General features: G+C 62.0%; 7 protein-coding genes. 6 read left to right on the forward strand and 1 reads right to left on the reverse strand.

Features of this window, described 5'->3' with window-relative positions:
• Positions 1-108 precede the first annotated feature (108 nt).
• From JAB6_RS25655 to JAB6_RS25665, 3 genes are all read left to right on the forward strand, one after another.
• Positions 109-3,042: a polymer-forming cytoskeletal protein gene (locus JAB6_RS25655; RefSeq protein WP_070305460.1), complete on the forward strand. Its 2,934-nt coding sequence runs from the start codon at positions 109-111 to the stop codon at positions 3,040-3,042.
• An 89-nt stretch (positions 3,043-3,131) separates the two neighbouring features.
• Positions 3,132-3,830, forward strand: a complete 699-nt coding sequence (locus JAB6_RS25660; protein ID WP_034753485.1) for a dienelactone hydrolase family protein — start codon at positions 3,132-3,134, stop codon at positions 3,828-3,830.
• 140 nt (positions 3,831-3,970) lie between these two features.
• Positions 3,971-4,387, forward strand: coding sequence for an SRPBCC family protein (locus JAB6_RS25665; protein WP_034753486.1), 417 nt, complete (start codon positions 3,971-3,973; stop codon positions 4,385-4,387).
• 134 nt (positions 4,388-4,521) lie between these two features.
• Here JAB6_RS25665 and JAB6_RS25670 read toward each other — a convergent pair whose 3' ends face one another.
• A complete protein-coding gene (locus JAB6_RS25670) occupies positions 4,522-6,138 on the reverse strand; it encodes a M28 family peptidase (RefSeq protein WP_070305462.1) in 1,617 nt (538 codons plus the stop codon).
• 135 nt (positions 6,139-6,273) lie between these two features.
• Between JAB6_RS25670 and JAB6_RS25675 the strand changes: the two genes are divergently transcribed.
• The 3 genes from JAB6_RS25675 to JAB6_RS25685 all read left to right on the forward strand — a co-directional run bounded on the left by JAB6_RS25675 (position 6,274) and on the right by JAB6_RS25685 (position 11,602).
• Positions 6,274-7,155 carry an alpha/beta fold hydrolase gene (locus JAB6_RS25675; protein WP_070305464.1) on the forward strand — a complete coding sequence of 294 codons (882 nt, stop codon included), beginning with the start codon at positions 6,274-6,276 and terminating at the stop codon, positions 7,153-7,155.
• 200 nt (positions 7,156-7,355) lie between these two features.
• Positions 7,356-9,509 carry a DEAD/DEAH box helicase gene (locus tag JAB6_RS25680; protein WP_083293023.1) on the forward strand — a complete coding sequence of 718 codons (2,154 nt, stop codon included), beginning with the start codon at positions 7,356-7,358 and terminating at the stop codon, positions 9,507-9,509.
• 437 nt (positions 9,510-9,946) lie between these two features.
• The gene (locus tag JAB6_RS25685) at positions 9,947-11,602 is read left to right on the forward strand and encodes a PAS domain-containing methyl-accepting chemotaxis protein (protein WP_070305466.1); all 1,656 of its coding nucleotides are present in this window, start codon (positions 9,947-9,949) and stop codon (positions 11,600-11,602) included.
• The last annotated feature ends 4 nt before the right edge of the window (positions 11,603-11,606 follow it).

Genomic DNA, 11,606 nt, shown 5'->3' on the forward strand with positions numbered 1-11,606 from the left:
GCGCGAGGGGGATAAATACTGCCATAATGCAACAACAGCGATGGCGTAGGTTAGCATGAAATAATCGGCGCGCCCGCTGGCTCCCCACCGATCGGATTCCTGAATATCGTGCGCTTACTCCACATTTTTGCCGCCCTGACATTGTTGCTGGGCTCATCCCTTGCCCACGCGGTCACGCTCAACTTCAATGGCGGCGCCGTCAGCGGCTGCGGCCTGAGCCAGGACGGTTTGCAATACACGTGCGCCTCGCTGGCGCTCGGTTCTACCGACGTCATCGTCATCGGCAGCGCGTATGGCGTGACAGTCAACAGTTCCTTGTCGATGAGCTACAACCAGGGCTTGACGATGAGCGGCAATGCCGCGCTGACGGTCAAGGGCAATCTCGACATCAAGGACATCAATCCGCCGAACCTGAAGGTGACGGGTGGAAACCTGACAGCCGAGGGTGGCACTTTCTTCCTGGGCGCGCAGGAACAGACTATCACGGCAAACGTTTCCGCCACGACCATCAAGATGGGCTCGAACAACGTCACGGTGACGGGCAGGATCAGCGCCAAGGGTCCGGTGGAAATCGCCTCGGGTTCGCTCATCAACGGGCCCATCAGCGGCACCATCGTCAATATCCTGGCCGCCAATACCCGCATCCAGGGCGATATCACGGCAACCACTTCGCTGACCATCGGTTCCGGCAGCCAGGTGACGGGCAACCTGAAATCGCCGACGATCGACTTGAAGGCGTCCGGCCTGCTCGTCACGGGCGACGTGGAAGCCAGCAATTCCTTGTCGATCGCCTCGGGCAACGGCATCAAGGGCAATGTGGACGCCGGCGAGGTAACGCTCGACTCGTCCAACGCCTATATCACGGGCAATGCCAAGGTCGACCACATCACCCTGGGCTGGCAGGGCCGGGTGCAGCAAACCATCACCTGCAAAACCTATACACCGTCGTATCCGTGCAGCTGCGTGACGAACAACAGCGGCTGGGCTTTCAATGAACCGATGGGTCCGAAGTGCGGGCCGGGTACGCAGGCGGGGCCCCACCATTTCCAGATCGAGCATTCGGGCAATGCCCTGACGTGCGCGCCGCAGACGGTGACGGTGACGGCATGCGCGGATGCCGCCTGCAGCGCCAAGTACACGAACGGCGTGAATGTCACTGTCAGCCCTGGTGGCACGGCGACGCAGATAGGCAACACCGGCGTGGCGACGGCCAGCGTGCGCCAGTACACGGCCGGCACGGCCACCCTGAGCCTGACGAGCGTGCCCGGCACCACGGGCGCGCTCGTATGCAAGCGTGCTTCGGACAACAGCAGCAGCTGCGACATGAGCTTTGCGGCGACAGGCTTGACGGTCACTCCCGTCAATCATGTTTCTGCCAAGCTGCAATCGTTCAGTATCAGCGCCGTGCAGGCGCCCCCCAGTTCGACCCCGCAAGCTTGCGTGCCCCTGTTCAAAAGTACCAGCAAGAACCTGAATCTCGCTTGCAGCTATGGCAATCCCGCCAGCGGCACCCTGCCTGTTTTCGTGCAGGGAACCGGGGCGCTCGTGCCACTGGCATCGAACAGCACCAGCGCCTGCGGCACGGCGGGCGCGAACGTCAACCTGGCGTTCAACGACCAGGGCGTCGCCACCGCCATCATGTCGTATGCGGACGTGGGACAGCTGAATTTGAAGGCCACCTATACGGGGTCGGCCACAACCGGCGACGCCGGCTTGAGCATGACGGGCAGTGGCAAGGTTACCGTCGTGCCGGCCTCGTTCAGCGTCGTTGCCATCGCCAACCCCCAGCGCGCGGGCGCGCCTGTGGCGGTCAGCATGAGTGTGCTCAATAGTGTGGGCGCCGTGACGCCGAACTTCGGCAATGAAAAGCCGGCGGAGACGGTGCTGCCTTCGCTGTCCAGCCTGGTCAAGCCGACGACCAGCGAGATCGCCGCGCCGGACACACCAGCCAAGCCGGCCATGCAGGGTGGCGTGGTCTTCACGAATGGCAGCGTTGTCAGCAGCGACATGAACTGGCCGGAAGTGGGCACCATCACCATCGCTTTCAATCTGGCCAACCCCAACGGCTACCTGGATGCCAACCTTGCTGTGCCGGCCTTGCCCAAGGCTTCGGGCGTGAGCGGGGAGGTGCAGTTTATCCCGCACCACTTCATTACGGAACTGGTGAAAACCGGCGCTCCCGCCGGCATCGCCACGCCGTGCGCCGCACCGCTCACCTGCGCCAACGACGGGGAAAAAGGCCGCTACGCTTACTCGGGGCAGGCGATAGGCATGCGTGTGACGGCGCGCGCCCTGGGCGGGACGCCGACCAAAAACTATGACGACCGCGTCCCGAGCGTCCTGGCGCCCGTGCTGCTCGAAGGCCTCGATGCGGCCACGGGCACGATTTCCTTTCCGCCGAGTACCCCCGATGGCAGCAGCCGGCTTACCGATGGCAAGAAGGCGCAGACCACCATCACCGGCGTGGCGCCCGCGAAATTCACCCTCGGCGTTGCCCTTCCCATGGTCGCCTACCGTTTTCCGGGCAAGGCCGGCGTGCCGCTGAAGGTGGCGCCTACCGACGTGCGCTTGCGCGCCAGCAGCACCTATCCCGGCGGCGCCGTCGTCAGCTCAAGCTCGGCATTGATACAGAACGAGGCACGGATGACCGTGCTGTCGGGGCAATGGATGGTGCCCCACGGCTATGGCTCCGAATTGCTGCCAGTCAGGCTGGCCGTGCAAGTCCAGTACTGGAACGGCACGAAATGGGTCACGAATCTGCTTGACAACGTCAGTGCCTTGAACAAGTCGGACGTGTTGTTTGTCAATTGCAAGAAAACGCTGGACTGCGGCAAGCTGGCCGTTGATGACCGGATATACACCGTCACGCAAGGCGCACTGCCGCAAACCAATCTCCTGACCTTGCTGGCGCCCGGCGCCGGCAAGGCCGGCAGCGTGGATGTTTCCGTGGGCAGCCATCCCTACCTGGCCAGCACCGTCGGCACCGTCGTCTTCGGTGTCTTCAAATCGGGTCCCGTGATTTACCTGCGCGAGATGTATTGAGCCTGGACCAAGGGCGGGGGCAGAAAAGAGGAAAAACCAGTAACATGCCTGGCTGTGGCATTCCCCCCAACCTCAGACTGGAGTTTTCTATGAGCACAACTTCGCAGTGGATCGATATCGCCGGCCCGGACGGCAGCTTCCAGGCTTACCTGGCCGTGCCGCACGTGGGCAAGGGTCCCGCCATCATCCTGTTGCAGGAAATTTTCGGCGTCAACGAGCACATCCGCGCCGTGGCCGACCAGTATGCGGCCGATGGCTACGTGGTGCTGGTGCCGGACCTGTTCTGGCGCGCCGGCGCGCACATCGAGCTGGGCTATGACGCGGACGGCTGGAAGCGCGCCGTCGAGCTGATGCAGGCCACCGACAATCCGCAGGCCGACGCCGATATCGCCGCCACCATCGCCGCCCTGCGCGCGCGTCCGGAAGTGACGGGCAAGCTCGCTTCGGTCGGCTACTGCTTCGGCGGCCGGCTGTCGTATCAGGCGGCCGCGGCCGGCCTGGTTGATGCGGCCATCGCCTATTACGGCGGCGGCATCCAGAACAAGCTGGACCTGGCCGACCGGATCAAGGTGCCGCTGCTCATGCATTTCGGCGGCCAGGATAGCCATATTCCGCCGGAAGCCGTGCAAAAGATCGCCGAGCGCTTCGAAGACCGCCAAGACGTGGAAATCCATATCTACCCGGGCGCCGAGCACGGTTTCAACTGCACCCACCGCGACAGCTATCAGCAGCGCTCCGCCGCCCAGGCGCATGGCAATTCCCTGATTTTCTTGGCGGAAAATCTGTAAGACTGCCTCGCCAGCCAGGCCAGCCGTTATTTTCCGCCCAGCAGCAACGCTGCATGGGCGTTAAAATAGCGGCTGTGCCGGGCAACTCCGGCCGGCCGGGCACGGCGCCCGGCAAACCTGGATGAGGAACCGAATTAAAGATGGCCCAAGTAATTGTTTCTGTAACATTGGCGGCAAGCGCCGAACGCGTGTGGGATTTTATCGGCGGCTTCCAGTCGCTGGCTGAATGGTCGAGCTCGATCAAGACCAGCTTGTCCGAGCACGGCGGCCGCGTACGCCGCCTGAAAACCACGGACGGCGCCATCATCGCCGAACGGCTGCAAAGCTACAGCGAAGCGGACAAGAGCTACAGCTACACCATCGTCTCGGGCCCGATCCCCGTCAAGAACTACCGTTCCACCCTGCGCGTCACGGGCGAGCCAGGCGCGAACGAGTGCGTGGCCGAATGGTCGAGCGAATTCGACGCGGCCGAAGGCGTGGAAGAGGTCATGGTCGGCGCGTTTCAGCATCTGTATGAAACGGCGTTCGTCGACCTGAAACGCATCATGGCAATCTGAAGCCGCGTATCCGGCATTCCCACCGGCGCTAACAATGTTGTCGGATTACGCGGCTGTGCCGCTAATCCGACCTACGGGATTGTGGCCGGCACGCTTGTAAAAACACCGGCACAGGCCGGTGTTTTTCATGATGCCTAGCGCTTGACCTTCCCAAACGCTTCGCCCTTGTTCCACACCGGCAAATTCTTGTCGTTCGCCACTTCATAGCCGAGGTTCAATGTAAATTGCGCCTGCTGCACCATGCCCGACAAGTCCCACGACGGGTTGTACTCATCGGTGACCTGGTGGTAGTCCTTTTTAAATGCGACCAGGCGCTCGCCCGACGCTTTCGGCTCCTGGACGAAGTCGAACGAGCCGTCGCCGGAAAACACTGCCGAACCCACGTTGAAGGCGGGTACGCCAGCCTTGGCGAAGGCAAAATGGTCGGCCCGGTAAAACGCGCCGGACAGGTCGGGGATCGTGGGCGCCAGACGCAGGCCCATGCGCTTGGCGACCTTGGCGGCGCTCGTGTACAGGCTGCTGCGTTCGGCGCCGGCCACGCCGATGTCGTGCGTCTTGCCGACAAAATTCATGCTGTCGAGGTTCAGGTCGGCGGCTGTCTTGGCCAGCGGCCACAGGGGCGCGCGCGTGTAGGCCGTGCTGCCCAGCATGCCCGTTTCTTCGCCGGCCGGCCACAGGAAGATCTGCGTGCGGCGCGCCGGCTGTTTCACGGCCACTTGCGCCATGGCCAGCAAGGCCGCCGCGCCCGACGCATTGTCGATGGCGCCGTTGTAGATATGGTCGCTTTGCCCGGCGCGCTGGCTGCCTTCGTCATCCTTGCCCAAGTGGTCCCAGTGGGCCGAGTAAATGACGGCCTCGTCCTTCAATTTCGGGTCCGTGCCCGGCACGATGCCGGCCACATTGAATTGCTCGATGCTGCGCACCTGGCTGTCGAGTTGCACCTTGACCGTGGCGTTCAGGGCCACGGGGCGGAACGCGCGCGTTTCCGCCTGCGCGCGCAAGGCGTCCAGGTCCTGTCCGCTCGCCTGGAACAGCGTGCGCGCCATGTCTTCCTGCAGCCAGCCTTCCATCGCATTGCCCGCACCGGCCAGGTTGAAGCGTTCATGGCCGAAACCGTTGGCCGGCACCGACCACGGATACGAAGCCGATGCGGTCGTGTGTATCAGCAGCACGCCGGCGGCGCCCTGGCGCAGCGCTTCCTCGTACTTGTAGACCCAGCGGCCGTAATAGGTCAGCGACTTGCCGGCGAAGCGCTGCGGTTCGGCGCTTGTGGGTTGCGGGTCGTTGACCATCATGATGACGAGCTTGCCCTTCAGGTCGACGCCCTTGAAATCGTCCCAGTTTTCTTCTGGCGCGCGGATGCCGTAGCCGGCGAACACGACGGGCGCGTCGAACGCCACTGTCTGCTGGCCATTTGCCGCGCCAAAGACGATGTCCTTGCCGAAGGCGGGAGACAAGGTCTTGCCGCCCGCGCTGAACGTGACTTTGCTGGATGGCAAGGCCTTGCTGCCGACGATGGTCAGCGCCTGGCGGTACGTGCCATCCTTCAACGGCTGCAGGCCGGCCACGGCCGCCTGCGTTTCCAGGTAACGCACGGCCAGGTCGCCGCCGCGCTGGCCCGTGCCGCGTCCTTCCAGTAAATCGTCGGCCAGGAAGGACAGATGGGCGCGCAGGGGCGCTTCGGCCACGAGCGGTTGGGCGAGGGCGGCCGTGCTGAACAGGCTGGCGGCGAGGACGAAGGGAAAGCGCATGACAACTCCAAAAGTGAATACGGGAAAGCAAAGCAGCGACAATCTTACTCTACCGCAATGCCCTGGCGTAGCGCGCGGCGTGCGCGGGCCAATTGCGGCCACAATGGCTGCTGGTCCACCGACAAGGAGCGTTCCATGACTGCCACGAACTTGCAATCCAGTAATACCCTGCGTACCGCCGACGGCACATTGATCCACTACAAGGACTGGGGCAGCGGCCCGCCCGTCGTCTTCAGCCACGGCTGGCCATTGTCGTCCGACGCGTGGGAAGACCAGATGTTTTATCTGGCCTCGCGCGGCTACCGCGTCATCGCGCACGACCGGCGCGGCCATGGCCGCTCGAGCCAGCCGTTCGACGGCAACGACATGGATACCTATGCCGACGATCTGGCCGCCCTGATCGACGCGCTGGATTTGACGGGCGCCACCCTCGTCGGCCACTCGACGGGCGGCGGCGAAGTGGCGCGCTACATCGGCCGCCATGGCACCGGGCGCCTGGCCGGCGCCGTGCTCGTGGGCGCCGTGCCGCCGCTGATGCTGCAAACCACGGAAAACCCGCTGGGCTTGCCCCTGTCCACATTTGACGCCATCCGCGCCGGCGTGCAGGCCGACCGTAGCCAGTTTTTCCAGGATTTGAGCGAGGCCTTCTATGGCTACAACCGGCCCGATGCGAAGCCGTCGCAGGGCGTGCGCGACGGTTTCTGGCGGCAAGGCATGCAGGCGGGCATGCCGGCATCCTACCTGTGCATCAAGCAATTTTCCGAGACGGATTTTACGGCTGACCTGGCCAAATTCGACGTGCCGACCCTGGTGATCCATGGCGACGATGACCAGATCGTGCCGATTGCCGCCTCGGCGCGGCGCACTGCCGAACTCATCATCGGCAGCAAGCTGCTCGTGTATGCGGGCGCGCCGCACGGCCTGGCGACGACGCACAAGGACCGGCTGAACGAGGACTTGCTGGAATTTTTGCGCCACTCAGTCGATGCGGCAAGCAATATCGAGGCGCATCTGTAAAGTAGTCGAATCTATTGCAAAACATATAATATTGCTTGGTTTTTGCACCAATTGCGTGCGGATCGCCGATTTTTCTGCGTTTTAGACTGCAAAAAATGGCGTTCTGCCGCCCCGTTCCACCCGGTAAGGTCCAGTAAAGAGTAAACTAGCGGATACACTCTTTCGCATTGGGCGATTCGAGCGAACTTGTGAGTGATTTCATGTCTGATACACCAATTTCCTTATTTTCCGACCTTAACCTGAGCGAGCCGCTGATTCGCGCGCTCAAGGATGTCGGTTACGAAACACCGTCGCCTATCCAGGCGGCCACGATTCCATTATTGCTCGCGAACCGCGACGTGCTGGGCCAGGCGCAAACGGGCACGGGTAAAACCGCTGCCTTCGCCTTGCCGATCCTGTCGCGCATCGATCTGAAACAAAGCTCACCCCAAGCCCTGGTCCTGGCACCGACGCGCGAACTGGCCATCCAGGTCGCCGAAGCGTTCCAGGTGTACGCCGCCCACATCCCCGGCTTCCACGTGCTGCCGATCTACGGCGGCCAAAGCTACGGCCCGCAGCTGTCGGCCCTGCGCCGCGGCGTGCACGTCATCGTCGGCACCCCAGGCCGCGTCATCGATCACTTGGACAAGGGTTCGCTCGACCTGTCCAAGCTGAAAACCCTGGTGCTCGACGAAGCCGATGAAATGCTGCGCATGGGCTTTATCGACGACGTCGAACGTATCTTGAAAGAAACCCCGGAAGGCCATCAAACGGCGTTGTTCTCGGCCACCATGCCTTCCGTCATCAAGCGCATCGCCACGACCTATCTGGTGAACCCGGCCGAAGTGACGGTCGCCGCCAAGACGGGCACGGCCGACAACATCCGCCAGCGCTACTGGCTGGTGTCGGGCATGCACAAGCTCGACGCGCTGACCCGCATCCTGGAAGCGGAAGCGTTTGACGGCATGATCATCTTCGCCCGCACCAAGCTGGGTACGGAAGAGCTGGCCGGCAAGCTGCAAGCCCGTGGCTTCTCGGCTGCCGCCATCAACGGCGACATCCAGCAAGCCCAGCGCGAGCGCACGATCCAGCAGTTGAAAGACGGCAAGATCGACATCCTCGTGGCAACCGACGTGGCCGCCCGCGGCCTGGACGTCGAGCGCATCAGCCACGTCGTCAACTACGACGTGCCGCACGATCCGGAAAGCTATACCCACCGCATCGGCCGCACGGGCCGCGCCGGCCGCAGCGGCGAAGCGATTTTGTTCATCACCCCGCGTGAAAAGAACTTGTTGAAAGCCATCGAACGCTCGACCCGCCAGCCGATCGGCATGCTGGAACTGCCAACGATCCAGGCCGTCAACGACGTGCGTATCGCCAAGTTCAAGGAACAGATCAGCGAAACCCTGGCCCTGGGCGAACTGGAACAGTTCCAGTCGCTGATTGAGGATTTCGAACGCGAGCAAAACATTCCCGCCATCGAAATCGCCGCTGCCCTGGCGAAGATGGCGCGTGGCAATACGCCGCTGCTGCTGGACAAGAACAAGGCGCGCGAGCAAGCCACGTGGCAAGACGACCGTCCAGTGCGTCAGGATCGTTTCGAACGCAACGACCGTCCGGAACGGGGCGACCGCTTCGACCGTAACGAGCGCAGCGAACGCCCGGCCTTCCCGAAAAAGGAACGCATCCAGCGTCCAGCCGACGCCGGCATGCAGACCTTCCGCATTGAAGTCGGTCATCAGCATGGCGTGAAACCAGGCAATATCGTGGGTGCCATCGCCAACGAAGCGGGCATCGATTCGAAAAACATCGGCCGCATCGAAATCTATGACGACTACAGCGTCCTGGACTTGCCGGACAGCATGCCGAAAGAATTGCTGGACCAGCTGAAAACCGTGTGGGTCGCGGGCCAGCAGCTGCGCATCAGCCGCGACGGCGACGCGCCGGACCTGGCGCCGCCAGCCGCGCCGCGCAAGCCGTTCGCCGCCAAGTCCGCGCCAGCGTTCAAGGATGCGCCAGCGGACGCGGGCGACGCAGCCCCTGCGCCGCGCGCGCCGAAGAAGGAACGCCCACGTCCAGGCGTGACGGCTTACCGCATCGAAGTGGGCCGCGAACACGCCGTGACGCCAAGCAACATCGTCGGCGCCATCGCCAACGAAGCGAACCTGGAAGCCAAGCATATCGGCCGCATCGATATCTTTGACAACTACAGCGTGCTGGACCTGCCGGAAGGCATGCCGCCGGAAATCCTCGACCACCTGAAATCGGTCGTGGTCTCGGGCCAGAAGCTGCGCATCAGCCTGGACGATGGCACGACGGAGCGCAAGCCTGCGCCACCGCGTCCGAAGTCGCCTCCCCGTAAGACCTACAAGTAAGCCATCCCCACGGGCGCTTCGGCGCCTGTGTCGCGGATTGGAGACACATCCCCCACTGGCGCATTCGCGCCAGTTTTTATTTTCCCTCAAGAAATGAATATTGTTGCCGCGTTATGGTTGGCGGCAGTCGTCGCCACGTGCCGGCCATTGCACCAGTTCCCTTGCGCCTTTTTATCGGCGCATACGCCGTATTTATTGCCTGCTTCGCCAATAAATAATTTTTTATTAATTATTGTCTCTGCGCGCAATTTGAATTTTACATTCAATAAAATCAATCAAGTTGAATCAAAGTAAATTCTAAAACATAAATGAATTAGCTTTTATTAAATTGTTTGATCAGTGTCACTGTCGCCGAGGCGATATATCATGGGTGCTTGATGTGGTATATTGTTTTTATGATTTTGTTATGCTAGTTGAAAAAAAATAGAGGAGCGACGATGCGGGTCAATACGCCTATCACGCAAAATGAATACGTATTAAATGAAGGCATGACGATTGTTTCCACGACGGATTTACAAGGAAACATCAATTACGCCAATCAGTATTTCATTGAAGTCAGCGGTTTTTCAGAAATAGAACTGCTGGGTGCGCCACAGAATATTCTGCGTCATCCCGATATGCCGGCCGAAGCGTTTGCCGACCTGTGGGATACCATCAAGACCGGCATGCCATGGACCGGCATGGTCAAGAACCGCTGCAAGAATGGCGATTTCTACTGGGTCTTCGCCAATATCACGCCCGTCATCGAAAACGGCCGCCCGATCGGTTATATGTCCGTGCGCACCAAGCCCACGCGCGAGCAGATCAACGAAGCGGCAGCCCTGTATAAAAGTTTTAAAGACGGTAATAGCGCCAAGCTGGCGATCCGCAATGGCCGCGTCGTGCGCCAGGGCTTGGCCGCCAAGCTGGCCGAGTGGCGCAAGCTGAGCCTGTCGCAAGACCTGGCCCTGCATTGCATCGTCTTTGGCGTGGTGCTGGCCATTCTCGGCTGCGCCGTGTGGAATATCGATGGCGACACGAGCACGGCCACGCGCAGCTGGCTCAGCGGCGCTGCCGCCGCGGCCGTGGCGCTGATGCTGTATTTCTGGGCCCATTTGCACAATTCCCTCGTCGCGCCGCTGGGCGAGGCCATCACGGTGGCGCGCAAGATGGCTGGCGGCGACTTGACGGGCGTCATCGACAAAGTGCGCGACGACGACATGGGCCAATTGATGGCGGCCTTGCGCCAGACGAATATCAACCTGCACAGCATCATCGGCGACGTGCGCGCCAACTTCGAGGATATCCGCGTCACCACGGCCGAGATCGCCACGGGCAATATGGACCTGTCCAGCCGCACGGAATCGCAGGCTTCCAGCCTCGAGCAGACGGCGGCCAGCATGGAAGAGCTGACTTCCACGGTGCAGAACAGCGCCGACCACGTGGACACGGCCAATAAGCTGGCGGCGCAGGCGTCTACCGTCGCGGCCAAGGGCGGCACCATCGTCAGCGAAGTGGTCACCACGATGGACGAGATCAGCACCTCGTCGCGCAAGATTCTCGACATCATTGGTCTCATCGACGGCATCGCCTTCCAGACGAATATCCTCGCCTTGAACGCGGCCGTGGAAGCGGCACGCGCGGGCGAACACGGCCGTGGTTTCGCCGTCGTGGCCGGCGAAGTGCGCAGCCTGGCGCAGCGCTCGGCAACAGCGGCGAAAGAAGTGAAAAACCTGATCGACCATTCGATCGCCACCGTGAATGCGGGCAGCGTGCTGACCAGTAATGCGGGCGCCACCATGACGGAGGTGATCGCCTCGGTAGCCCGCGTGACGGAAGTGATGGACGAGATTTCCTCGACCACGCGCGAGCAGAACCAGGGCATCGGGCAAGTCAACCAGGCCGTCATCCACATGGATGGCATCACGCAGCAGAATGCGGCGCTGGTGGAACAGGCGGCCGCAGCCGCCACCAGCCTGGCGCAGCGCACCGACAGCGTGGCCCAGTCGATCGGCATCTTCAAATTGAAGGCCTCGCCCAAGCGCAAGACAGCTGGTATGGGACGCAGCGTGGGCGCGGGCGTGGCGTCGCGCGCTTTGCTGAAAGCACGCTAATTAC

Origin of the sequence: Janthinobacterium sp. HH104, from assembly GCF_001758715.1 — a bacterium.
Lineage (GTDB): Bacteria > Pseudomonadota > Gammaproteobacteria > Burkholderiales > Burkholderiaceae_D > Janthinobacterium > Janthinobacterium aestuarii.

Excerpts from the sequence above, each read along its gene's own strand:
- JAB6_RS25660 (WP_034753485.1), top strand. The coding sequence starts at position 3,132 with ATGAGCACAACTTCGCAGTGGATCGATATCGCCGGCCCGGACGGCAGC.
- JAB6_RS25665 (WP_034753486.1), top strand. The coding sequence starts at position 3,971 with ATGGCCCAAGTAATTGTTTCTGTAACATTGGCGGCAAGCGCCGAACGC.
- JAB6_RS25670 (WP_070305462.1), bottom strand. The coding sequence starts at position 6,138 with ATGCGCTTTCCCTTCGTCCTCGCCGCCAGCCTGTTCAGCACGGCCGCC.
- JAB6_RS25675 (WP_070305464.1), top strand. The coding sequence starts at position 6,274 with ATGACTGCCACGAACTTGCAATCCAGTAATACCCTGCGTACCGCCGAC.
- JAB6_RS25680 (WP_083293023.1), top strand. The coding sequence starts at position 7,356 with ATGTCTGATACACCAATTTCCTTATTTTCCGACCTTAACCTGAGCGAG.
- JAB6_RS25685 (WP_070305466.1), top strand. The coding sequence starts at position 9,947 with ATGCGGGTCAATACGCCTATCACGCAAAATGAATACGTATTAAATGAA.